The organism is Pseudomonas sp. CROZ-RG-20F-R04-15 (assembly GCF_022662375.1).
Classification (GTDB): domain Bacteria; phylum Pseudomonadota; class Gammaproteobacteria; order Pseudomonadales; family Pseudomonadaceae; genus Aquipseudomonas.
This window is the reverse complement of sequence record NZ_JAKNQL010000022.1, coordinates 1-24,130: the sequence shown is the minus strand read 5'-3', so window position 1 is coordinate 24,130 and position 24,130 is coordinate 1. Positions and strand designations below refer to the sequence as shown.

The following is a 24,130-nucleotide window of genomic DNA, read 5'->3' as shown; positions in this document are numbered from 1 at the left end:
CAGCACCACCCGAAGCAACAGATATACCCCCAAAACCCAGGAACATGGTCGGCCCAAAGGCCGCCAAGCCCAAACAAAAAAAAGCCCCGCAACCACACAAGGGCGCGAGGCAAAAAATTGGTTGGTTGCGGCCAACCAAAGGAGCTCAGTCAAATACGTACAAAAGCCAGAATCAGATGCAATCCTGCGCAGCCCGCTCAAAACTCGAAGGCAACAGATTCGAAGCCAACAAATGCCGCTCGTAGATAAACACCTTGCCGCCATTCCCGGCTTTATAAGCCTCAAGCACGTTGTCAGCCGAAATCTTGCTCGGCACCACAATCCGATAACTGCGCTGAGTCTGCGAAACCGTCGGGTTCAACGCACTGCCCTGCAACTTCGGCACCACACAATCGGCGTACTGCGCAGGCGTCTTGCTGGTCTGCAAAATCAGGCTCGGATTGTTCGGCGCCGAAGCGCAACCAGCGAGCAGCAAAGAGGCAAAGGCCAGAGCAGGCACAAAGAAAAGACGCATCGGTGTCATCCTGAAAATAAAAGTTCGGTTCAACCGGCAACGGTTCAGCCTCACGGAGCCGCCGTCGCCATTCATGTTTCAAGTGTTCAGCTCGACGCCACCAGCGCCTTGAGCGACACATCGAATTGCTTCAAGGCGTTGAGTTGCAGGTCACGCTGTTTATCGATCTGCGCAGCGATGGCCGGTGCTGCCTGGTTATGCACCCAGACCGATGGCAACTGTTTCTCGACAGCACCTTCAGCCTTGCCGATGTATTGCAGGTCGGCGTCGTAGAAACGCGCGGTAAAGCGTGCTTCGACCAGGCTGTTTTGCTGCGTCAGCAAGCGATTGAAGGTGTCGAGTTTCACCACCACGTCGGGATGCGCCTGCACCAATGCATCGAGGTTGTCGTAAACGGTCACCGACAAGAACTGTTGTTGCAGCGAACTCACCAGCCAGTCGATGGCCAGTTCCGGATCGGAACTGCTGACAAAGGCTTCACGAATTCGCGAGTCAAGCGCATCTTTCGCGCCGTTGACCGCCATGTCGTGGTAACGCTCAAGGTATTGCAGGTTGTCCAGGGTGTTCTCGCTGAGCAACACGCCGACGGTTTGCGAATGCTGCAATGTCGCGCTGCTGCCGGTGAGGGTCTGGAAGTGACACGACCCGGCGTCGGCCGCGAACGTCGGTGCAGTGAAGAGTGCTCCGCCCGTCAGCAGGGCGACCAAAGCCAGTCGAGTCAATGTGTTCATCGCGCAAATTCCTTAAGTGCGTGTTCGATGAAGGCGATTTTCCGCCGTTTACCGACAAAGCAGAACTTGCGTTTCTTGATGGTCACTATTACTTCTAGCAATAGTTGCGCGACATGCAGACTGGTACACACTCAACCACAACGAGAAAAACATGAAATGAGGAGTTCGCCTTGAGAACGTTTGACCTGATCCGTGACGCCGTTCTGCCCGATTTCCGCGAGCGTGTGGCCGATTATCTGGTTCAGTACGAAAGTGTCTTGTTGGACAAAGAAATCACCGACCCGCAGCTCATCAAAGACACCGCCAACCAGTTGCGCGGTTACCTGCGCGGGCTCAACACCACGCGAGTGCTGGGCATGGCCTACTGGGAAGAACTCGATCGCCGGGTCGTCGACACCTGGCTCGCGCCCAAGCCATGACCGACTAGACTTGCCGGGCTGCTGTCCCCGTCAGTCGAACCGGAGGTGCCTCATGAGCAACACCGAACCCACTACTTTCAACGGTTGGGCCGCCACTGCGGCCGGTGCACCACTGGAGCGTTACAGCTTTGATCCCGGCACGTTGGGCGAAGAAGACGTGGAAATCGCCGTGGAATACTGCGGTGTCTGCCACTCCGACCAATCGCTGATCGACAACGACTGGGGCATCAGCCGCTATCCGTTTGTGCCGGGTCACGAAGCGGTCGGCAAAATCGTGCGCATGGGCCCGCAAGTGCGCGGCCTGAAGATGGGTCAGCGCGTGGGCATCGGCTGGTACAAGGGCAGCTGCATGCACTGCTCGTCGTGCATCTCCGGCTCGCAACAACTGTGCGGCACTGCGCAACCAACGATCATTGGTAGCAACGGCGGTTTTGCCGACCGCTTGCGCTCGCATTGGGCCTGGGCGATTCCGGTGCCGGACAATCTCGACCCGGCCATGGTCGGGCCTTTGTTTTGCGCCGGTTCCACGGTGTTCAATCCGCTGCTGCAGTTCGGCGTCAAACCCACTGACCGCGTCGGCGTGGTCGGGATTGGCGGCCTCGGCCATCTGGCTTTGCGCTTTCTCAATGCCTGGGGCTGTGAAGTCACCGCATTCACTTCATCGTTGAACAAGCAGGACGAAGCCAAACGCCTCGGCGCGCACAACGTTGTGGCTTCGACCGACAGCAACGCGCTGAATGCGATCGCCGGTACGCTGGACTTCCTGCTGGTCAGCGCCAACGCCGACCTCGACTGGACCGCCATGCTCGCCACGTTGCGCGCCAACGGCCGTCTGCACTTCGTCGGCATCGTGCCCAGCGCGATTCCGGTGCACGTGTTCAATCTGATTCCCCAACAGAAATCCCTCTCCGCCTCCCCGGTGGGTTCGCCGGCGACCATGGCAACCATGCTCGAGTTTTGCGCGCGGCATCAGATTCTGCCGCAGGTCGAGATGTTTCCCATGAGCAAGGTCAACGAGGCCGTCGACCATTTGCGCAGCGGCAAGGCGCGCTATCGCGTGGTGCTCGACGCCAGTCAATAACGGTTCGGCGCGGCGGAGGATGTCTGCCGCGCCCTCCCCGCTGCCAGCGGTCTGCGCGGCAACGCGACCTCTGCGAAAAAACCGCCCGAACGCTTACAATCGCCGGTCTCACTGCCAATCAGACAGGCGCATCAAGAAATGCCGCTCGACCCACCTACGATGTTGACCATTTCCATCGCCCTCGCAGCCGCTGCCGCGCTGTATCTGGCGATCGAATGGCGCAGCATTCGGGAGCCTTCGCTACTGTTCTGGAGCGCCGGTTTCGCCACCATCACTGTCGGTTCTACCCTGGCCCTGCTGCGCAGCAGCGGCTTTCTGCTGATCGGCATCTGGTTCGCCAACGGCTTGCTGGTGACCGCGCATTTCCTGTTTCTGCTCGGTGTGGCGCGCTTCACCCAGATACGCCTGTCGCCGGCCTGGTACCTGATCTTCGTCAGTTGGCTGGTCATGCTGTTGTTGCCGGACGGGCCGCTGTGGTCGAAGGTGATGCTGGCGGCCAATTCGTTGCTGGTGGCGCTGTCGACCCTCAAGGCCAGCTCGCTGCTGCGCCCTCACGGCAAATCATTGAGCGTCGGCGCAGTGCAACTGCGTTACGTGCTGCTCGGTCACGGGATTTTCTATGTCGCCAAAGCCTTGACCGTGGTGATCCCCGGCACGCTGATCGATCTGGCGGCGTTTCGTGGCGAGATCATCCAGATTTCTCTGGTTGAGGGCGCGATGGCAATCATGTTGATCGCCTTGTCGATGACCGGCACCGAACGTTATCGCCGGGAAAAGCAGATCGCCCGCCTCGCCGAACGCGACCCGCTGACGGCGCTGTACAACCGTCGGGCCTTGGAAAAGCGCGCGCCGCGCCTGCTCGAACACGTTTCGCCGGAGCATCCCGGCGCCTTGTTGCTGATCGACATCGACAATTTCAAACTGGTCAACGACCAGTATGGCCACACCGCTGGGGATCGTTTGCTGATCGCCCTGAGCGAGATGATCCGCTCGCTGCTGCCGCGCAATGCGCTGACGGCGCGCCTGGGCGGTGACGAGTTTGTCATTCTGTTAAACAGCGCATCGAGTGAGCGTGTCATGGAACTGGGCAACGCCTTGCGCGAGCAGTTTATGAGCATGACCGCACAGACATTCCCCACCACCGCAGCCGTGACCCTGAGCATCGGCGCCAACCTGTTCGACAAAGCGCCTGCCACCCTGACCGCGCTGATCGAACAAGGCGATGCCGCCCTCTACGAATCGAAACGCGGCGGACGCAATCGCCTGCGCCTGACCGGACTCACCACTCCAGGATAATAAAAAGCATGTCCAGCATCGGAACACCTCTGCAAGACCTCGCCGCGCCCGAAGGCGTTTGTTACGGCTGCGGCGGCCGTAACCCGCACGGCCTGCACGTCAAAAGCCACTGGCATGAAGACGGCGTGCACGTTATCGCCGAACACCTGCCCGAGGCCAAATACTGCGGCTGGCCGGACCTGGTCTACGGCGGTTTGATCGCGATGCTGATCGACTGCCATTCCAACTGGACAGTCATGGCCTACCACTACCGCGCAGAGAACCGCGAACCCGGCAGCCTGCCGCGCATTGACTGCGTTACTGGCAACCTCGGCATCAAGTTCATCAAACCGACGCCGATGGGCGTGCCGCTGGTTTTGCGGGCGAAAGTCGAGGGTGAGGTTGGGCGCAAGACGCGGGTGATTTGCGAGGTGTATGCGGGAGATGTACTGACGGCGGTGGGTGATTCGGTGTTTGTGCGGGTCGATACCGGGCAACTGGCGGATGCGGCGCATGGGCGTAAAAGCCAAAGCCCCTCACCCTAACCCTCTCCCAGAGGGAGAGGGGACTGACCGCGGTGTTTGGTTGAAATACACAGACCTGAGATATCGAGTCGACCTCTGTTTTTGAAAAAACCTCACCCCAGCCCTCTCCTTGTGGAGAAGAGACTGACCGGGGGGGTTGGTTGAAATACACCGAACTGAGATTTCGAACCGGTCTCTGGTCTTGAAAAGCCCACAGATCGGCTCCCTCTCCCTGGGGAGAGGGCTGGGGTGAGGGGTGAATTCACCACCGAACCCCATGTGAAACAGGCTTAGCCCTGTTTCACCTTCGCCCGCGCCGAATGCAGCTTCTTATAGCTCTCGATCAAGCGCAAATGCCGATCCAGCCCTTCCAGCTTCATGCTCGTCGGCGTCAAACCGTAGAAGCGCACACTGCCGTTAACCGAACCGATCGCCGCATCCATGCGCTCGTCGCCAAACATGCGACGGAAGTTGGCTTCGTAGTCTTCCAGCTGCAGATCCTCGTCCAGTTCCATCTCCAGCACGACGTTGACCGCTTGATAGAACAAGCCGCGCTCGACGGTGTTGTCGTTGTACTGCAGGAACGCTTCAACCAGATCCTTGGCTTGCTCGTACTTCTGCAACGCGAGGCAGATCAGCAAGCGCAGTTCCAGAATCGTCAGCTTGCCCCACGGCGTGTTGTCGTCGAACTCGATGCCGATCAGCGTGGTGATCTCGGTGTAATCGTCCTGCTCGCTGTTTTCCAGGCCTTGGGCGAGGTTGCGCAGGCCGACCTTGCTCAGGGTGTGCAGGTTGAGGATGTCGGCACGGAATTGTAGGGCTTTGTTGGTGTTGTCCCAGATCAGGTCTTCGACCGGGTAGATCTCCGAGTAGTCCGGCACCAGAATGCGGCAAGCTTTGGCGCCGATGTGCTCGTAGACCGCCATGTAGACTTCTTTGCCCATGTCTTCGAGGATGCCGAACAGCGTCGCGGCTTCTTCGGCGTTGGAGTTTTCGCCCTGGCCTGAGAAGTCCCACTCGACGAATTCGAAATCTGGCTTGGCGCTGAAGAAACGCCACGACACCACACCGCTGGAGTCGATGAAGTGCTCGACAAAATTGTTCGGCTCGGTGACCGCCTGACCGGAGAACGTCGGCTGCGGCAAGTCATTGAGGCCTTCGAAACTGCGGCCCTGCAACAGTTCGGTGAGGCTGCGTTCCAGCGCCACTTCCAGGCTCGGGTGCGCGCCGAACGAGGCAAACACGCCGCCAGTGCGCGGGTTCATCAGGGTCACGCACATCACCGGGAATTCACCGCCCAGCGACGCATCCTTGACCAGCACCGGGAAGCCCTGCTCTTCCAGGCCTTTGATGCCGGCGAGGATGCTCGGGTATTTTTCCAGCACTTCCTGTGGCACGTCCGGCAGGGCCATTTCGCCTTCGAGGATTTCGCGTTTGACTGCGCGCTCGAAGATCTCCGACAGGCACTGCACCTGCGCTTCGGCCAAGGTGTTGCCGGCGCTCATGCCGTTGCTGAGGTAGAGGTTTTCGATCAGGTTGGACGGGAAGTACACCACTTCACCGTCGGACTGGCGTACAAACGGCAGCGAGCAAATGCCGCGCTGGGTGTTGCCGGAGTTGGTGTCGAACAGGTTCGAACCACGCAATTCGCCGTCACGGTTGTAAATCTTCCGGGTGTAGTCGTCGAGAATCTCGCTCGGCAACTCATCTTTCGGTCCCGGCTTGAACCATTGTTCGTCCGGGTAATGGACGAACTCGGCGTTGGCGATTTCTTCGCCCCAGAACTGGTCGTTGTAGAAGAAGTTGCAGTTCAGGCGCTCGATGAACTCGCCCAATGCCGAGGCCAGTGCGCCCTCTTTGGTCGCGCCCTTGCCGTTGGTGAAACACATTGGCGAATGGGCATCGCGGATGTGCAGCGACCAGACGTTGGGCACAATATTGCGCCACGAAGCGATTTCGATCTTCATGCCCAGATCGGCCAGAATGCCCGACATGTTGGCGATGGTCTGCTCCAGCGGCAGGTCCTTGCCGGCGATGAAGGTGCCTGCGTCCGAACCGGCTACCGGCATCAACAGCGCCTGAGCATCGGCGTCGAGATTCTCGACTTCCTCGATGATGAATTCCGGACCGGTCTGCACAACCTTCTTTACCGTGCAGCGATCGATGGAACGCAGGATGCCCAGGCGATCCTTCTCGGAGATGTCCGCCGGCAACTCCACCTGGATCTTGAAGATCTGGTTGTAGCGGTTTTCCGGGTCGACGATGTTGTTTTGCGACAGACGAATGTTTTCAGTCGGAATGTTGCGGGTGTCGCAGTACAACTTCACAAAGTACGCCGCACACAACGCCGACGACGCCAGAAAATAGTCGAACGGCCCCGGTGCCGAGCCATCGCCCTTGTAGCGAATGGGCTGATCGGCGATCACCGTGAAGTCGTCGAACTTGGCTTCAAGTCGAAGGTTGTCGAGAAAATTGACCTTGATTTCCATGCGGGATTACCAGAATACGGCTAAACGAATGGCCGCCATTATCCGGTTTTTGCGCGGGAAGTCTTGCCCTTTCGGGAATCGCCGCTGATCGGCGTCCTGCACTTGGGGAGGCAATTCACGCCGGGTTCACTACGCTTTCATTGCAGTCGCCGAGAAGAATCTGAACATTGCGCCCGCGCCGTGGTTCTAGATTCAGAAGACAGCGGATCAAGGACGAGCACATGGACATTTCCAGCTATGCAGCCCCTCTTCCTCCCCGCCAAAGCGCCGTCACCCGGCGCCTGGCCATCGCCGTGGGTGCGCTGTTCGTCAGCGGCGTGATTGCCGCGACGGTGGCTTTGCTGGGGATTGCCAATGCGCTGGATAGCGAGGAAATCAACAAAACCCGCTTCTACTCAGCCCGCGCCCTGGAAAACCGCATCACCGCGTCGAAAAACTACATCACCAGCTACGCCTACTGGACCACGGCTTACGAGCATTTGAACGATCAGGTCGACACCAACTGGGCCTATACCGAGCAGAACATCGGCAAGACCCTGTTCACCAGTGACGGCTATGACGGCGTGTTCGTACTCGACCGCGAGCGCACTAAATACGCCGTGGTACGAGGGCAACTACTCGATGCCGATCTGTCGGCGTATCTGCAGGTCAGTGCGGCATCGCTGCTGGATCAGGTTCAGGGGCAGAGCGATCTGAGCAAACCGGTCAGCACCTACTCGCTGTTCGAAGGCTGGCCGGCGCTGGTGTCGGCGGCGGCGATCATTCCCAATGATGAGCGGCCGCTGGACGCCGCGCAGAAAACCTCGGTGCTGGTGTTCGTCGATAAACTCACCCCGACCAAATTGCGCCTGATCGGCAGCGGCTACGGCTTGCGCAATCTGACCCTGGCGCCGGACGAAACCCTTGCGCCCGACCGCCCGCGAGTGGCGCTGGACAACACCGGTTACAGCCTGATCGCCGACCTGGAACGGCCCGGACAACATTTATTGTGGTCGTTGCTGCCGCCTCTCGGCGCGACGATGGTGGTGCTGATGCTGCTGACCGCCTATTTCTTTCGGCACGCCTTGCGCTCATCGCAATACGTCGACCAGAGTTTTGCCGTCATGCAGAGCTCCAACCAGGCGCTGGAAGCCGCCAACCGTGGCCTGGAGGCCAGCGAAGAGCGCTTTCGCGCGGTGGCCGAAGCCGCGTCGGACTGGATCTGGGAAGTCGACCGCAACCTGGCGCTGACGTATCTGTCGGCGCGCTTCAGCGAAGTGACCGGTTACCCGCAAACCCTGTGGCTGGGGCAAGATATCGGCCACCTGTTGAATTGCGACACCACGCCACTGGAACTGTGGCTGAGAAACCTCACCGAGGAGAACAGCGCCAGTGACTTGCGTTGCACCTACCGTGACCACTCCGGCCAGACGCGCCACTGTCGGCTGTCCGCCCGGCCGATCTTCGACAAACACACGGTGATCGGCTATCGCGGTACCGCCAGCGACATCACCGACGAAGTCGCCGCCCATGCACAGATTCAACATCTATCGATGCACGACGCCCTGACCGGTCTGCCCAATCGCAACAAACTCGCGCGATATCTCGATGAAGCACTGCTGCTCAAGGAACATGCGCCGCCGCTGTCGCTGCTGATGATCGACCTCGACAACTTCAAACCGATCAACGATTCGCTCGGCCATCCGGCCGGTGATGCGGTGCTGCAGGAAGTCGCCGCGCGCCTGCGTGAATGCACCCGCGAACACGACCTCGTCGCACGACTGGGCGGCGATGAGTTCATCGTGGTGCTCAACGGCATGGACAGCCACAACGAAATCGACAAGTTCTGCAGCCGCCTGATCGGCAGCCTGCATCAGCCGGTGGTGTTCGAGCATCATCCGCTGCACATCGGCGCGAGCATCGGCATTTCGCTCAGTCGTCGCCACGGTTACGTGCCCAGCGACCTGATCCGCTATGCCGACATCGCCCTGTATCAGGCCAAATCCGAGGGCAAGAATACTTGGTGCTATTTCGAAGCGCACATGAGCGACCAGATCCAGACCCGCCGGCAAATGGAAGATGATTTGCGCCATGCGCTCAAACACAACGAATTCATCCTGCACTATCAACCGCGCTACAAGGTCGATGGCAAGCACATCGTTTCGGTCGAAGCGCTGGTGCGCTGGCAGCATCCCACCAAAGGCTTGCTCGGCCCGGATCTGTTCATACCGCTGGCGGAGCAGACCGATCTGATCGTGCCGCTGGGGCGCTGGGTGTTGCGCGAGGCATGCGAAACTGCGCTGGGCTGGCCGGAAGACATTCTGCTGTCGGTCAATCTGTCGCCCGCGCAGTTTGCCGTCAGCGATGTGGTCGAGGATGTTCGCGAAGTCCTGGTGCAAACCCGCTTCCCGGCCAGTCGCCTGGAACTGGAGATCACCGAGAACGTAATGCTCAACGACACCGACGGTGCGCTGACCACCATGAATGCCCTGAAAGAGCTCGGCGTGCGCCTGAACATGGATGACTTCGGCACCGGGTATTCATCGCTGGGTTACTTGCGTGCTTATCCGTTCGACGGGATCAAGATCGACAAGCGCTTCATCGCCTCGATCAACAGCGGCACCAATGATCGCGCGGTGGTGCAGGCGATCATCGGCCTGGGCAAAGCCATGGGCCTGACCGTCACCGCCGAAGGGGTCGAGACCGAAGAGCAACTGGATATTCTCGGTGCCGATCAATGCAACGAAGTGCAGGGTTATTTCATGAGCCGGCCGATTGACAAAGTCGCCTTTGCGCGACTTTTGCGCGATTCCAGAGGTGCGCAACTGAAGCTGAAGAAAGGCCGGGTGATATGAGGGTATTGAAACGTCCGCCGACTGATCAGCCGTGTGTTCGACCCGATTCACCAGTAAACACATTGCCCGCATCGCGCACCAACTGCCGCCACTCGGCGCTGGTGATCAGCCCCTGCTCCTCCATTTCATCGGCGGCCTTGAGCAGTTCGTCGTACTGCTCCTCCGGGTCCAGACGCATCTGCGCTTGCGTCGCCAGTTTTCGCCATGCCGCCAGTTTTGCTTGTTTGCGCTGATCGAACATCGGGGATGATCTCGTGAAGGACTCCACGGGTAGAAAGAAACGAGATCGCGATGGTTCAGGGCAATCGACAGAAGGAACGCTGAAATCAATTGGCCATCATTCTAAACCAATGCGAGAATCTGCCCGCGCCCGCCATTTGGCAGAACCATTACGACCGTGCAAGGAATGCCTGTGCAATTTTTTAAAAAACTTTTCGCCTCATTGAAAAAACCGGTCGCCGGGCCAGCTCAAACTCCAGAACCCACCGAAGAACACTACGAAACATTCTCCTATGACGATTTGAGCGAGGCGGAAAAGGCCAATCTGGCAGTCAGAGAAGCCACTCAAAAGTGCCTTGATCAGCACTGGAACACGATCGGTGTCAGTGAGCGCGATGTACTGGGCTATGCGTTCAGTCCGAGTTTCATGGGCGGCCCGGACTGGCCATCGACGCGACAGGCCTATCGCGTGGTGCGCCGCGGCGACTCGATCATCTTTGCCACCGAAGGCATGTCAGACCCTTTCGATGGTGTCGAGGGTCTGGGCAACGGGTTCGAGATGGAACTGTTCATCGAAACTGCCGACATCCCCGAGCATGCGCGCGGTGCAGTGGGTGACGTTGATCCGTTCACCCGCAGTTGGGCCTTCGAGTTATTGAAGCACCTCGCAAGGGAGGTCGCCTACGCCGGCGGTCTCACCGAGCGTCTGGAAAAATACGGTTCGTTGTCATTCGAGATCCCTGGTTTCAGCAAATCGGACTACATGTGCGATCAGTTGCCGGAGCAGTTCGTCACCGAAGACGACATGACCGGCATGCTCCTCGGCGCGCCTGAAGCGGATTTCCCGACGCTAATCGAGGACATGCCACTGTCCCCCGTTAAACTGGTCAGCGTGATGTTGATCACCGCAGCCGAATTGGAATACATCCGTGCGGGCGGACAAAGCGCGCGGGACGATCTGATCGCCCGTTTGAAGTCAGCCGGTTTTGGCCCCGCCAGCAGCCTGACTCGCGCAAGCGTCGTTTAATCCCAGGTGGCGCTTGCCCAGCGGTAAGCGCCACCGCCTCAGAACTTTTCCGCTACACGTTTATACGGATAATCCGGATCACGGTACTTGCCCGGCTTCTGCCGTTTGGGCAACTCGACCTTCTCGCGCTTCACATCCTCATACGGAATGCGACTGAGCACATCGGTGATGATATTCAGGCGTGCGCGGCGTTTGTCGTTGGAGTCGGCCACCAGCCATGGCGCGTGTTCGGTGTCGGAGTGCTTGAACATTTCATCCCGCGCCCGTGAGTAGTCGTACCAGCGGCTGTAGGACTTGAGGTCCATCGGTGTGAGTTTCCAGGTCTTGCGCCCGTCGTTGATCCGCGCCTCAAGCCGGCGGGTCTGCTCTTCGGGGCTGACCTCCAGCCAGTACTTGAGCAGGATCACCCCGGACTGGACGATCGCGTGCTCGACCCAGGGAATCGATCTGAGGAATTTGTCGGCCTGCTCATCGGTGCAGAACCCCATCACCCGCTCGACACCCGCGCGGTTGTACCAACTGCGATCGAAGATCACCACTTCGCCTGCCGCCGGTAGATACGGCAGATAACGCTGCACATGCATCTGGCTTTTCTCGCGATCGGTCGGTGCCGGCAGCGCCACTACGCGGAAGACTCGCGGGCTGACGCGCTCGGTCAACGCCTTGATCGTACCGCCCTTGCCCGCGCCATCACGTCCCTCGAAGACGATGCAGACCTTGACGCCCTTGGCGATCACCCACTCCTGCAACTTGACCAGTTCAACGTGCAATTTGCGTAGTTGATCGAGGTAATCCTTGTTTTTCAGCTTGGGACTTTCAGGCGCCGTGGCGGCCTTCTTTTTGCCTTTTGCCATGACCTTGGCCTCTCTCCAATAAATGCAGAAACAGAGTGTTGATTGACGGGACAAACCAGACACGTGAGGTTAGTCCATGCCGTGCTGATTGCCATTGCCGGGCAAAAAGCCAAATTGCCATGTGTTTCGTTCGTTCTTTGTTACGTCGCACTGTTCATTGCCCGTTCTTGCCTGCCTGGAGTTTTTTGATGCCGTCGCCCAAATCCCTGCCCACCGCCCTGCTCGGCCTGGCCCTCGCCTGCCCGGCCATGGCCGAGACTCAAGGTCTGGAGTTGGGGCAAGTACTGATTTCGGCAGATGAGCAACGGGGTTCCGACGCCAGTGTTGAAGAAGCCAGGGCCCGCCTGGAACAAGTGCCCGGCGGCACCAACGTGGTCGACATGCGTCAGCCGTTGCAGGGCCGCGTGGCGAGCAATCAGGATGTGCTGGCGTATCAGCCAGGGGTTTATGCGCAGTCGGCGGGCAATGAAGGCGTGAAAATCTCGGTGCGTGGCTCAGGCATCAACCGCGCGCCGGGCGCCCACGCGTCGGGGCTGTACACGATGCTCGACGGTCTGCCGCTGAGCGGTCCGGGCGGCACGCCGTACGAATTGCTCGAACCGCTGTGGGTCGATCACGTTGAAGTGCTGCGCGGCGCCAACGGTTTTGATCGTGGCTCGCTGGCGCTCGGCGGCGCCATCGACTACGTCAGCCACACCGGCTACACCGCGCCGAAACTGCAAGTGCGCTACGCCACCGGCAGCCACGGCTATCAGCAGCGTCAGGTCAGCTCCGGGCAAGTGCTCGGCGATTTCGATTACTACGTGTCGCTCACCGACTCCAACGCCGACGGCTACCAGGATCACACCGCCAGCGAAAGCAAAGGCGTGATCGCCAATTTCGGCTATCGCTTCAACCCGAATCTGGAAACCCGCTTCTATATCCGCTACCGCGAGACCGACAACGACCTCGCCGGCCGCGTGACCAAGCACTCCATCGAACACTCGCCGCGGGCGGCCAATCCGTCTTACGTGGCGCGCGACGACAGCCGCAAACAACCGGGCAGCACCTTCATCGGCAACAAGACCACCTATTACATCGACGACGATTCGAGCATCCAGACCGGCCTCGTCTACCACGACTACCCGATGGACCTGCGCGAAGGCCCGAACCGCTTGAAAGTCGCCTACACCGACGTCAGCGGCACTTTCGACTACAAACGCCGCGACACGATTTTCGGCATGGAAAGCCGCAGCAACGTCGGCCTGCGCGTGACCAAACACCTGCCGAACGACGGCGCCAGTGAGTTTGTGCGCATCCCCAGCGGCAACACCGCCAATTACCTGCCGGGCACGCGCATGCGTAACTTCACCTATCAGGGTTCGGACACCGTTCTGCACTTCGGCAACGACCTGGAAATCGCCGACGACCTGTGGCTGACCACCGGCCTCGCCGCCATCTACACCCGCCGCGAAAGCGACGTGACCTACCCGCAAAGCGGCGGCAAAACCAGCATGAACGACTGGGATTACGCGCCGCGCCTGGGTCTGCGTTACCAGATCACCCCGGACCTGCAAGTGTTCGGCAACCTCAGCCGCTCGGTTGAAGCGCCGCACCCGTGGTCGCTGATCTACAGCTCCAACGTGCGCTTCCCGGCGGGTAATGGCGCCGCGACCGGCACGCAAAAAGACCCGATCAAACTGCAGAACCAGACCGCCACCACACTGGAACTGGGTGGCCGTGGCGACAGCGCTGTCGGCGAATGGAGTCTGGCGTGGTACTACGCGCAGGTTCGGCATGAGTTGCTGTCGGTGTTGCCGGATGCCAATGCCGTCACGCCGTATGAGTTGAACGCCAGCCCGACCGTGCACCAAGGTGTTGAAGCCAGCCTGAACAGCAAACTCTGGTCGGCGGCTGATGGCCGTCAGTTGAGCTTGCGACAGGCGTATACCTTCAGTGATTTCCACTATCGCGATGATGATCGTTTTGGCGACAACCGCCTGCCCGGTCTGCCGATGCATTACTACCAGGGCGAATTGCGTTACGACTGGCCGCAGGGGTTCTTTGCGGCGGTGAATACGCAACTGGTGTCGAAAGTTGCCGTGGATTACGCCAACAGTTATTACGCCGATCCTTACGCATTGTTTGGCGCGACACTGGGCTACAACGCGCCGAAGGGTGACTGGCAGGGTTGGGTGGATATGCGCAATCTGACCAACAAGCACTACGCGGCGACGGTTACACCGGGGTATGACGACAAGGGACTGGATGCAGCGCGGTCAACGCCGGGTGAAGGGATGGGGGTTTATGTTGGGGTTTCGTGGAGTTTGCTCTGATATCTTCTCCCTGCTGGCGATGGCGCACTGGCTGTGCCGAATGGTTTGACTGAGCCACCGGAATCGCTTGCAGGCAAGCTCCCACAATGATTTGCGCTGTACCGCGACTTTGTGAGCAACCCGAAAACCTGTGGGAGCGGGCTTGCCCGCGAAGGCGTCAGTCGAGCCAGCGTCGATGTAACTGATCTACGCTTCGCCCTGTTTTTGACCGAATCACGGATGAATACCATGGATACCCAACCAGAAAACCTGCTGGAAAAAAGCCTCAAACGGGCCGCCGACGAACCGGCACATCGTCCGGAGTTTTTCAACACCCTGTTGAATTCGAACGTTTACATCCTCGGCACCGCCGGAGAGGCAGACGGCCACGTCAATCTCCAAGCTGGCAGCAACATCAGCATTGCCCACTGGCAAAAACCGGACGGCACCCCGGTCATCCCGTTTTTCTCGTCACTGCAAACACTGCAACAGTCCATCGACAGCGAGCAGACCTACCTCGAAATACCCGCCCGATCGTTGTTCGAAATCACACTGGGCGCCCTGCTCTGCCTGAATCCCAAGTCGCCGTACGGCAAAGAGTTTTTCCCGCAAGAGGTGCACAATTTGCTCGCCGACGCCGTTGGCCAGACCGCCACGCAACGCACGGTCGAGAAAGAAACCAACGTGCTGCTCGGACAGCCTGCCGAATACCCGTCACAAATGGTCCACTCGCTCACGCAATTGCTCGCCAAACATTCCAATGTGAAGCGCGCGTTTCTGGCATTGATGCATGACACCTCGGTCGATGAAAAACCGCACTTGATCGTGGGTATCGAGGCGGACGGCGATATTGAGCGGGTTATGCGTGAGGCGGGCAATGTTGCAGGAGATACCGCGCCGCAGGGAGAGCCGGTTGATTTGTGCCGGGTATCCCAAGGTGAAGCTGGCCTGAGTGATTACTTTCTCAGGGAAACCACGCCGTTCTATGAGCGCAAGTGGGGCAATAAACTGCGTTCTTTTCTGGGGTTTGGTAAAGCGTGATTGAACATACACCGGGACATTGGGTTTTGGACGAGACGACGTTTGAACCGGACCGCGCCCACTCCAATGCCCACCGAGTCAGGAAATGAATGAACTTCACCGATGAAATGGCGGCCGCTTTTCCTGCGGGCAATCCGATGCCCGCGCGCCTTCGCCAAGCGCTTGAGTTGTTGGAAAAACATGGCTGCGTGCGCAGTCACCGCGATGGCACGCGCTATATGACGCTGCATCCGGACCCTGCACACAGCGATGTGGCGACAACCGCATTTTACCTGCCAGTGCCTGCCGACACCGCCCGCTGGACTAACAGCGATGATCCTGACGTAAACCAGCGCCTGACCCTGTTCCTCAGAACCGGTGGAGACGGCTCGTGGGCCGGACTGTGGCTTGACGCCAGCGGGCAACAGCGATTCGTTCATCTGGGATCAGGATCCGGGTCAACGATGCTTTGCGTCCTGACGGACACGATTGAAGACTTGTTGAGGCTGTTGGCTATCGGTTACGACGAGCTCTGCTGGCCGGAGCAGTTTCAACTGACCCCGGATGAAGTACGCGAAAAAGAATACGCCGAAGACGATTACCCTCCTCCGCCTTTTCTGTTGCGAAGCCACGTCGAGCGAACGCTCGGGCTGAGCATACCCGCGCGCGCAGCGGAACTGGTCCGCGGTACAGAGTGCATGGATGTGAGCGAATCGAACGACCCCTTCTGGAACTGGCTCAAGCAGGTCAGTCGGCATTAATGGCGACACTGCTCGATCACTTCCACATTACCCTTGAACACTGTTTGGAGTGAGAGACAGGGAGACTTGCGGCGCCCGCTGTACCTACAGATCATTCAAGGAAAAATGCTCATGAGCATGAGAAAAATAATGCTGCCCGTATTGGCGGCAGCGGCGCTGGCGGGTTGTGGGGGTAGCAAGGACAAGGCGCAGGCGTTTGTCGAGTCCAGTGGCATGACCAAGCAATACGCCAGCATGGTCGAGACCGCGTCCAACGGTTATGCCTCTCGCTACCCGATGCTCGAACGCGAGCAAATTCGCAATGTCGTGCGAGAGAAAATCGATCCTGACGACTTGAAGGACATGGTCGTGGAAATCTACGCCAACCACTTCAACAACGATGAACTTGACCTGCTGATACGCGCCAACCAGCATCCCGAGCAGGCGATGACGATCATCCTGAGTTCGAAAAAGGGCCGCGATCTGGCCGAAAAATTCATGGCCATCCAGAGCACCCTCGCTAAAGACATGCGAGACGCAATGGCCGACAGCGATGAGGCGATCATCGATGCGCTGGATGATTTGAAGGATCAAGCGCAGGGCTAAAACGGCGCCATGAGCGCTCCCCACTTCGCGGGCTTGCCCGCGAAGTCGGAAATTCACTCAGCCTCGCAACCAGTGAAGTCGCGCTGAGTGAGCGGCGTGCAACCCTCACCCGCGTTTCGGCAGCTTCCAGTTCGGCCGAATGAAATGGCAGGTGTAGCCATTCGGAATACGCTCAAGGTAATCCTGATGCTCCGGCTCAGCCTCCCAGAATGGCCCCGCCGGTTCGATCTCGGTCACCACGCGACCCGGCCACAGTTTTGAGGCGTCGACATCGGCAGCGGTGTCCTCGGCAATGTCGCGTTGCGCTTCGCTGAGGTAATAAATCGCCGAACGATAGCTGCGACCGAGGTCGTTGCCCTGACGATTAGGCGTGCTCGGGTCGTGGATCTGGAAGAAAAACTCGAGGATCTGTCGATAGCTGATCACCGCCGGATCGAAGACAATTTCGATAGCTTCGGCATGGTCGCCATGGTTGCGATAAGTAGCATTCGGCACATCACCGCCGGTGTAACCGACGCGAGTCTGCAACACGCCGGGATAGCGCCGCAGCAGATCCTGCATGCCCCAGAAGCAGCCGCCGGCGAGGATGGCGGTTTCGGTTTGAGTGGTCATGGCGTGTCGTTCCTCTTCGGGGTGTTGGGGATAGCAATGGTTATGAGGGCGGGTTGGCGGATTCCAAGGGGCTGAGCCAATAGAACGACAAAATCCGGACCATCAAGCACCAGCAGTGGAATAAAAACGCTCGCAATCAGCGAGCGTTTTTCGAACAAGGCCACAGCGTCGGATTCACTTACAAACCTGCTTGCTCCAGACCATTACGCATGCCTTGATCCGCCTGCTGGCACCACTGCTTGAGACTGAGCGTCGGCGGCAGGTTACCTTCGAGCTTCTGGTATTCACCATTTACCAATACTTCGCCTTTGCGTCCCTGAGCTTCGATCTTGTCGCCGTCACTTTTGTTCACCTGCCCCGGCATGCCCGCCATAAACGCGGCCATCTTGTTAGCGTTTTTTGTACTGTCAGCTTTCAAGAAACCCTTGTCGACGCAGTGGTTGATCAAACCCACCGAGTTGCGCCCCATGTCGTAGGCATTTTTCAGCGCTGCAGGATCAATCTCTTCCGCCTGGGCGAAACTGGCAGTGCCCAGGGCTGCGGTCATGGCGAGGATCAAAGCGGTGTATTTCATGTTTAGTCCTTTAAGGTTTACAGCGGGGGTATTGATTGAATCCAGAATGATTAAGTGCCTAGCTGATCACGGCGCCTTTCGGCCCGCTCGCAATCAGCGCAGCGCCGCAGGCGGTTTTCATGCCGTCGAGGGCGATGGGCGTGCCGTCGACGGTGTAGGTGCTGCTGCCCTCGGCGATCGGAAATATGCCTTTGCACAATGGGCAACTGACCTTGTGACCGACACCGGCAATCGGTTTGCCGTTGAGGTCGGTCTGAGAGAAGGCTTCGAGCACCTTGCCACCGTGCGTGGTGGAGTCGCCCAACCGAATGGCGTCTTTCATGTTGTCACTCCTTTGACCAAACCGCTGATATTCCAATTGTTCCACGGGATCAATCAAACGCGAGACCGGTGGTGAACCGGCTTCAATATTTCTTACTCAGCCATCCAGACATCTTCATAGCCGGCTGTATCGATGATGAATTTTGTGCCAGTGGGCAGACAAAGATAATTCACAACCTGAGGCAACATTTCACTTAGGTGGTGAACATGGACAGGCTTGTAAAAGTCATCCGCCGTCGAGTACTCACCGCAGTGAATGAACCAACTGATGTTACCGTCCTCGGGCAATTGCACTCTGGTGCCGTAGATCGGCGACTGGCCAAGCGAATCAATAGCAACCGTGACCATCTCTTCGGGCGGTTGCACAGACATTCCATACTTGCTACAGATTTCTGTCTGCGCCTGGTCCGGATAAACAGCTTCAGCCTTTTGCATTAATCAGATCCCCAGCTTGGTTTCCATACATTTTGAATAAGACGATACATGCCAACCCTGTTCTCTTGAGCAGACAGGGCAATGTGACTGCACAGCCAACAATGAGGACTGCGTAACATCGTCAGGATATTAATAGGGACAGACTACGATTAATAAACTCCAGATCGCGGCCTGTCTCCACTCCCCCCCTCAGGGCTTACTCAATCAATGAGCTAGTAGTGGTAAAGAAGCCAATGACAGGCACTCCCCTAGACGAGATGACTCAATATCTGAGTGCTGCAGACAAGCATCCTCATATGCAATATTTTCCCCATCAGCAATATCGGACAAATATCTGTCGATTGCGAAAAAATCACAATCTGAGGGAATATCCACTGTAAACAGCGACATTTCCTGACTAACTGAGCACGAGGCACCGAACTGATGAAGATCAGCGATTATTTTACTTTTCTCTTCAGTATCACTGGCAAAAACTCTGACAGTCGAATGGCCACCCTGTTTTGCGACACGCACAGCTATCATCTCATCGCCACTGGACTTTACCTGCACGGAATCTCCCTTACTCACGCCATAAACGTAATAGGGAGTATTGTCTAAGGTATAGGTGCCATCACCGGCATAGATACCCCAAATCGACTCAGCAGATACAGGAGGATAATCATCCTCGTCAGGCGTTAACTCAAAGACAATCTTGTGAAAAATATCTTTCATATTTTATACGCTCAAGGTGGGGAGCCGCCTAGACGGTTGATTGTTTTGTAATCCGGCTTGATTGAATCAGAAGCTTCACGATTACAACGGCGACATAGAATCTGGGTATTACCCTCATCGTTTGCGCCTCCCAATGAATCAGGTTGAATATGATCGAATTGTCGTTCATTCGGTGGCGGAGTTACACCCCTCTGGCTCTTTTGACCAGGAACTACTGTGATCAAGCACTTCTCACATGATTCCACTCCGTGAAATTGCTTGTTCTCGATAGCTACCTTCGTTTTCACCGACTTCGGAATACGCGCTAGACCTAACGGGTCGATCCATTGCACCGGATTTGGTGCATATTCGTAGGCGTTCAATCCCCCTGCGAGACCGATCGGATCTTGATTTATAAAACGTCCGACCGAAGGATCGTAATAACGATATCTATTGTAATGTAGCCCTGTCTCATGATCGTGATACTGCCCCTGGAACCGAATTGGGTTCATCACACCATGCTGCCGCGCCCACTCCGAGCGCTGCTCCGTCACCTGCCCCCACGCCTTGTACTGCGCGGTCCAGGCCATGTTGCCTTGGGAGTCGGTCAGCTCCTGCGGCGTTCCGAGGTGATCACACTGGTACCACGCCAACGCATCAAACGGTAATGCCATTACCTTGTGATTCCACACCGGATCTTCATCAAGGCTATATTCACCGCTGTAATCCGGCAAACCGATCAGATCGATTGGCGCATGCCGTACAGCCTGAGCGATCGGGACGAAGGTGTCTGGCTCGAAGACATAATGAACCGTGCGACCCGGCTCGCCTTCGCTTTGCGCCGGGTTGCTTTCCCAAGCGAGGTTGTCGCCATCCCAACCATACAAGGTGAAACCGCAGCCGAGTTCGCGCTGTTTGCGGGCGTGTTCGTTTCTGTTCCAAAGAGAGCCGGCTTCCGGACGCTGTTTGTAGTGCGCGCGAGAATTTTTGTGCAGGCGGCGTCCCAGTGCGTCGTAGGCGAAATCCACGCTCAGGCGCGGATCTTCGAAATGCACCAGTCGATCAAACAGATCCCAGCGCAGATCGCTTCGTTGGCCGTTGTGCCAGCGCTGAATCTGGTTGCCGCGTTCGTCGTAGTCGTAGTGGGTGCCCGCGTATTCGCGCAGCAGGTTATCGACGAGTTTGCTGCGCTGTGGCGTCTGATCCAGTGGTCGGCGAATTTCTGTCGCCTTGTCGTCGAGCAGGTTGCCGGCCGGGTCGAAGGCAAAGGTTTCCACGCCTTGACGCGTCACGGCGCTGAGCAGTCGGCCAACGGGATCGTAGCGATAGGCGAGCGGGCCACGGCGGCTGTCGTTGATGTTAGTCAGTTGGCCGGCGGCGTCGTAGGTGTATTCGCGTTTGAGCAGCGTGGATTTGTCGTCGCTGCGTCCCAGCAATTGCTCCTGCAAGCGACCAACCGGATCCCAGCTTTGGGTTTGCACCAGGTGGTTGCCTTGATGGCGGGCGATTTCGCGGTGCATGTCGTCGCGCTCGTAGCCAACCAGTTCATGATTGTCCAGTCGTAGACCTAGCAAGTGTCCACTGCCGTAAGTCAACCAACTAACACGGTGGCCGTCTGGACGGGTCGTGGCAATACACTGGTTTAGTATGTCGTATTCGTGCCGCCAGACCGCGACCACCGGGCTGTCCAACCCCAGATAGTGTTGGTGCTCACGCAGAATATTTCCTGCCGGATCATAAAACCATTGCAGGCGGCTGTCGGCGTTGTCGGCCAGCACCATGTTGCCGTTGCCATCGTAGGCAAAGGTTTCGCTTTGCGACTGGTCGCCCAAGGTCGCGCGACGTTCGGTCAAACGGCCCATCGGGTCGAAGCTCAACGAGATGACACGTTGGCCATTGATCGATTGGGCCAGGCGACCGGTCAGTGGGTCGTACTGATAACGCGTGCTGCGCCCGTCAAAGCGGCGTTCTTCCAGCAGGCGTCCGACCGGATCGTAGTGAAAGAGCGCGCGTTGTTCGTTTTCGTTTTCCAGGGCCGTTAGCCGTCCGAGACGGTCCCGACGATAGCGCAGTGTTTGTTCCGCGGCATCGACACGCTCGGTGATCAAACCGGCCGCGCTGTAGCTCCAGGTGGTGCAGCGATCGAGACCGTCGACATGCGCCAACAGCCGACCTTCGGCGTCACGATCAAAGCGTTCTTCGGTCTTGTCCGGGTGCTTGATCAGCACCAGTTGGCCGGCCTTGTATTCGTATTCGGTGGCGTTGCCGGCGGCGTCGGTGAAGCAGATCATCTGCCCCAGATCGTTGTACTCCCATGTGCTGGTTTTGCCCGAGCAATCGACGTACTCGACCAGTTGCCCGGCATCGTTGTAGTCGAGGGTTTTTTCGTTGCCGTTGGCGTCCTTGATCGCGGTGGGCAGGCCGGATTTGTTGTAGGCGTATTCGGTTTTGTTGCCCAGCGGATCGAGCGCTTCGACCAGATTGCCTTGGTCGTCATAGGCGCGCTGCCACTGACCGCCCTCGGCATCGCTGATCTTGATCAGCAGGTCCTGATCGTCGTAGGCGTAATGCATCACGGTATGGTCGGCGCGGATGTGTTCGAGCAGGTTGCTGCGTTCATCGTAGCTGTAGCGATCGGTGCTGCCGTCAGCATTGACGCGGCGCACGATGTTCTTCGCCTCGTCGCGGAAGAACCATTCCGAACGCTCGTCGGCGTAGCGAATGCGATAGGTGTAGCCAAGGATGTCGTAGTAGTGCCAGGTCTCGTTGCCGAGGGCATCGGTGACGTAGGTCAGACGAATGTTTTCGTCCCATTCCAGACGCGTGTCGAAACTGCCGTCGTCGGCCCATTCGCGCACGGCTTTGGCCTTGGCGCTTGAACCGTCCCACTGCAGGTTCATGCCGCGCCCGGTGCGGTCGGTGTAGCGGGTGATCAGGTGATGCTGGAACTGATACGCCCAGACGGCGCCGTTCTCGTCCTGCGCCTGAATCAGGTCGCCAAAGGCGTCGTACTGGTAGGCGCAGAGCTGGCGCAGTGGTTCGCCGTCAACGATCTGCCAAAGGCCGATAAACCGGCCGTTATCGTCGATCATCGTGCCGAGGTGCAAATGGACTTTGGTGAAGTCGTTTTCCTGATAGGTGATCAGGTCGGAGAGCAGCGAGTGTTCGCCGTGACGGTGCTCGTAATGCAGCATGATCCCGGCGCCGTTGCGCAGCGAAATATTGCTCAGCACAAAGCGCTGGCCACGACGGACGTAGGTTTCCTTGCGCTCGAAACCACGGCACAGCAACAACTGATCTTCGCTGTTGCGGACCAGGGTGATGTCTTCGATGGCGTCGTAGTGGAACAGGCCGACTTTTGGCAGTGGATAGCTGTGGTCGCGGCCGTCAGCGCCGCAGAACGTCAGGCCATCGTCCACGCAGTCAAAGCGTGTGGTGAATTCGTTGATCCAGCGAGCGCCGAGTTCGCTCTGATCGTAGGCGTCGAGGCGGGAGTTGTAAGTGCGCGTCCATTCGATCGGGAAGGGGCCGGGCAGGCTGAAATCGGTATGGCTGAGGCTTTCCGAACCCAAGGCAAAGTTGATGCTGTATGGCGTGGCGCATTTACAGGGACCTTTCTCTGGATTGGGCGCCCCTTTCGCTGGCGCCTGTTGGCCGTTGGAGGCCAACTGACCCTCGGATGCCGTACGCTTCGCCTGACCAGTCTTCTCCGGGTGGACGGCGGCGTTCTGCCCATGGGCATTGCGCTTGCGCCACAAGGTCACGGCACTGGAGAGGATCAGCAGCAACCAGCCGATCGAGTTCTGCACCGACTCATCGTCGAGCTTGCTCAACTGCGTACGCAGCTCCGGGCCCATCGCGCGCAGTTTTTTGGTTTCGTCAGAAACGGTTTTTTTGAAGTCATCGGGGACAAGGTTTTGCACCACGCTGTTGGCCAGGCCTTTGCCTGCCGACTTCAGGGCGCTGTTGGCAGCCCCAAAAACATTGCTGAATGACGCCAGCGGATCATTCTTGAATTGATCGGCTGCGGCGCTCGCCTGGGCGCTGGCTGCATTCAGATCACCTTTGGCATCCAGATTGCCGAACGCCACCGCTTCGATGCCTATTGCAATCTGATCAATGATTTCTTCGCCGAGCTTGCCAGCGTCCGCCAAAATGCCCGGTAACTTGCCTTTGGCTTGCTCAACAAAATCATCAAGCGTGCCGATAATCGAGGCGTTCAGGTGGCCGACCAGCACCTCGATCACGGAAGTGCTGAGCAACACCTTGCTGCTGGCCCTCATTTCCTGACGCACCAGAAACAGCGTCGGGCGCAGGGTCATCCGCGCCGCGGCCATCGACGGCGGCAACGGCAAGACGCCGATCAGGTTGATGCCAAGACTGGCCCAAGCGAGCAAGTCGCGTTGCTTGCCGTTCGACAGGGTGACGATGTCACCCAGCGCATCGACTAGCGCCATGATGTTGCCCACCACCGGCAGGAAGCCGGCGTAGTTCTTGATTCGATCAAGCGTGACCACGCCATCCGTAGCCGATTGCAGCCAAGCATCGAAGGTTGCCGCACTGCTGGCGACGTCCTGAATGTCGATGGCGTTCAGTGGAACGATGGCAACCTGAGGTTCACGTTTTACAGCAGCTACTTCATTGGTCATGACAGCATCTCACCCGCCAACAGGCCCGGGGTTTTCAAGGAAGGTTTTGGCAGACTCGGTGCAGGCAGGCTCGGCAAGTTGCCCGCCTTGCTCGCCGCCCCAAGAACCCCCGACGCACTTGGCAACACCGCACTCGCCAGCTTCGGCAACACCGCCACCTCGCCCTGCACCACACCTTTCACTCGCTGCGCTGTTTGCATCGCACCTTGCGCCGTCTGCATC

At 58.3% G+C, this 24,130-nt stretch carries 22 protein-coding genes; 10 read left to right on the top strand and 12 right to left on the bottom strand.

What is annotated here, in order from left to right; translation table 11 throughout:
* Window positions 1-172: 172 nt before the first annotated feature.
* Window positions 173-514: a hypothetical protein gene (locus L8H52_RS23935; RefSeq protein WP_242209004.1), complete on the bottom strand. Its 342-nt coding sequence runs from the start codon at window positions 512-514 to the stop codon at window positions 173-175.
* Window positions 515-600: 86 nt separating this feature from the next.
* The gene (locus tag L8H52_RS23930) at window positions 601-1,245 is read right to left on the bottom strand and encodes an ATPase (protein WP_175554164.1); all 645 of its coding nucleotides are present in this window, start codon (window positions 1,243-1,245) and stop codon (window positions 601-603) included.
* 170 nt (window positions 1,246-1,415) lie between these two features.
* On the opposite strand from L8H52_RS23930, the gene L8H52_RS23925 reads away from it, so the two are divergent.
* The 4 genes from L8H52_RS23925 (at window position 1,416) to L8H52_RS23910 (ending at window position 4,565) form a co-directional block, all read left to right on the top strand.
* Window positions 1,416-1,664, top strand: a complete 249-nt coding sequence (locus L8H52_RS23925; RefSeq protein WP_242209003.1) for a hypothetical protein — start codon at window positions 1,416-1,418, stop codon at window positions 1,662-1,664.
* 52 nt (window positions 1,665-1,716) lie between these two features.
* Complete coding sequence (locus tag L8H52_RS23920) at window positions 1,717-2,745, top strand: NAD(P)-dependent alcohol dehydrogenase (protein WP_016983038.1); 1,029 nt, start codon at window positions 1,717-1,719, stop codon at window positions 2,743-2,745.
* A 138-nt stretch (window positions 2,746-2,883) separates the two neighbouring features.
* On the top strand, window positions 2,884-4,041 hold the full coding sequence (locus L8H52_RS23915) for a GGDEF domain-containing protein (RefSeq protein WP_242209002.1): 1,158 nt from the start codon (window positions 2,884-2,886) through the stop codon (window positions 4,039-4,041).
* Window positions 4,042-4,049: 8 nt separating this feature from the next.
* A complete protein-coding gene (locus L8H52_RS23910; RefSeq protein WP_242209001.1) occupies window positions 4,050-4,565 on the top strand; it encodes a PaaI family thioesterase in 516 nt (171 codons plus the stop codon).
* 269 nt (window positions 4,566-4,834) lie between these two features.
* On the opposite strand, the gene L8H52_RS23905 is transcribed toward L8H52_RS23910, so the two are convergent.
* Entirely contained in the window at window positions 4,835-7,033 is a 2,199-nt protein-coding gene (locus L8H52_RS23905; protein WP_242209000.1) for an OsmC domain/YcaO domain-containing protein, read from the bottom strand.
* 221 nt (window positions 7,034-7,254) lie between these two features.
* On the opposite strand from L8H52_RS23905, the gene L8H52_RS23900 reads away from it, so the two are divergent.
* The gene (locus tag L8H52_RS23900; protein ID WP_242208999.1) at window positions 7,255-9,867 is read left to right on the top strand and encodes an EAL domain-containing protein; all 2,613 of its coding nucleotides are present in this window, start codon (window positions 7,255-7,257) and stop codon (window positions 9,865-9,867) included.
* A gap of 25 nt (window positions 9,868-9,892) precedes the next feature.
* Here L8H52_RS23900 and L8H52_RS23895 read toward each other — a convergent pair whose 3' ends face one another.
* Entirely contained in the window at window positions 9,893-10,108 is a 216-nt protein-coding gene (locus L8H52_RS23895) for a hypothetical protein (protein ID WP_242208998.1), read from the bottom strand.
* A gap of 171 nt (window positions 10,109-10,279) precedes the next feature.
* Between L8H52_RS23895 and L8H52_RS23890 the strand changes: the two genes are divergently transcribed.
* Window positions 10,280-11,113 (top strand): suppressor of fused domain protein, encoded by an 834-nt coding sequence (locus L8H52_RS23890; protein ID WP_242208997.1) that lies wholly within the window; start codon window positions 10,280-10,282, stop codon window positions 11,111-11,113.
* 38 nt (window positions 11,114-11,151) lie between these two features.
* Here the strand turns inward: L8H52_RS23890 and ppk2 are convergent, their stop codons facing one another.
* Window positions 11,152-11,967 carry a polyphosphate kinase 2 gene (gene ppk2, locus L8H52_RS23885; protein ID WP_242208996.1) on the bottom strand — a complete coding sequence of 272 codons (816 nt, stop codon included), beginning with the start codon at window positions 11,965-11,967 and terminating at the stop codon, window positions 11,152-11,154.
* Between the two features lie 188 nt (window positions 11,968-12,155).
* Between ppk2 and L8H52_RS23880 the strand changes: the two genes are divergently transcribed.
* The 4 genes from L8H52_RS23880 to L8H52_RS23865 all read left to right on the top strand — a co-directional run bounded on the left by L8H52_RS23880 (window position 12,156) and on the right by L8H52_RS23865 (window position 16,627).
* A complete protein-coding gene (locus L8H52_RS23880; protein WP_242208995.1) occupies window positions 12,156-14,282 on the top strand; it encodes a TonB-dependent receptor in 2,127 nt (708 codons plus the stop codon).
* 228 nt (window positions 14,283-14,510) lie between these two features.
* Window positions 14,511-15,302, top strand: coding sequence for an enhanced serine sensitivity protein SseB (gene sseB, locus L8H52_RS23875; protein WP_242208994.1), 792 nt, complete (start codon window positions 14,511-14,513; stop codon window positions 15,300-15,302).
* An 89-nt stretch (window positions 15,303-15,391) separates the two neighbouring features.
* Window positions 15,392-16,042, top strand: coding sequence for a hypothetical protein (locus L8H52_RS23870; protein ID WP_242208993.1), 651 nt, complete (start codon window positions 15,392-15,394; stop codon window positions 16,040-16,042).
* A gap of 129 nt (window positions 16,043-16,171) precedes the next feature.
* The gene (locus tag L8H52_RS23865; protein ID WP_242208992.1) at window positions 16,172-16,627 is read left to right on the top strand and encodes a hypothetical protein; all 456 of its coding nucleotides are present in this window, start codon (window positions 16,172-16,174) and stop codon (window positions 16,625-16,627) included.
* Between the two features lie 105 nt (window positions 16,628-16,732).
* On the opposite strand, the gene msrA is transcribed toward L8H52_RS23865, so the two are convergent.
* The 7 genes from msrA to L8H52_RS23830 form a co-directional block, all read right to left on the bottom strand.
* The gene (msrA, locus tag L8H52_RS23860) at window positions 16,733-17,239 is read right to left on the bottom strand and encodes a peptide-methionine (S)-S-oxide reductase MsrA (RefSeq protein ID WP_242208991.1); all 507 of its coding nucleotides are present in this window, start codon (window positions 17,237-17,239) and stop codon (window positions 16,733-16,735) included.
* 178 nt (window positions 17,240-17,417) lie between these two features.
* Window positions 17,418-17,813, bottom strand: coding sequence for a hypothetical protein (locus L8H52_RS23855; protein WP_242208990.1), 396 nt, complete (start codon window positions 17,811-17,813; stop codon window positions 17,418-17,420).
* Window positions 17,814-17,871: 58 nt separating this feature from the next.
* The gene (locus tag L8H52_RS23850; RefSeq protein WP_077572604.1) at window positions 17,872-18,135 is read right to left on the bottom strand and encodes a PAAR domain-containing protein; all 264 of its coding nucleotides are present in this window, start codon (window positions 18,133-18,135) and stop codon (window positions 17,872-17,874) included.
* A 92-nt stretch (window positions 18,136-18,227) separates the two neighbouring features.
* Window positions 18,228-18,569 carry a hypothetical protein gene (locus tag L8H52_RS23845; protein ID WP_242208989.1) on the bottom strand — a complete coding sequence of 114 codons (342 nt, stop codon included), beginning with the start codon at window positions 18,567-18,569 and terminating at the stop codon, window positions 18,228-18,230.
* 204 nt (window positions 18,570-18,773) lie between these two features.
* Window positions 18,774-19,280, bottom strand: a complete 507-nt coding sequence (locus tag L8H52_RS23840) for a DUF4265 domain-containing protein (RefSeq protein WP_242208988.1) — start codon at window positions 19,278-19,280, stop codon at window positions 18,774-18,776.
* A gap of 11 nt (window positions 19,281-19,291) precedes the next feature.
* On the bottom strand, window positions 19,292-23,908 hold the full coding sequence (locus L8H52_RS23835) for an RHS repeat-associated core domain-containing protein (RefSeq protein ID WP_242208987.1): 4,617 nt from the start codon (window positions 23,906-23,908) through the stop codon (window positions 19,292-19,294).
* Window positions 23,905-24,130 (bottom strand): hypothetical protein (locus tag L8H52_RS23830; RefSeq protein ID WP_242208986.1); only part of this gene is annotated, 226 nt, incomplete at its 5' end. The genes L8H52_RS23830 and L8H52_RS23835, both read right to left, overlap by 4 nt.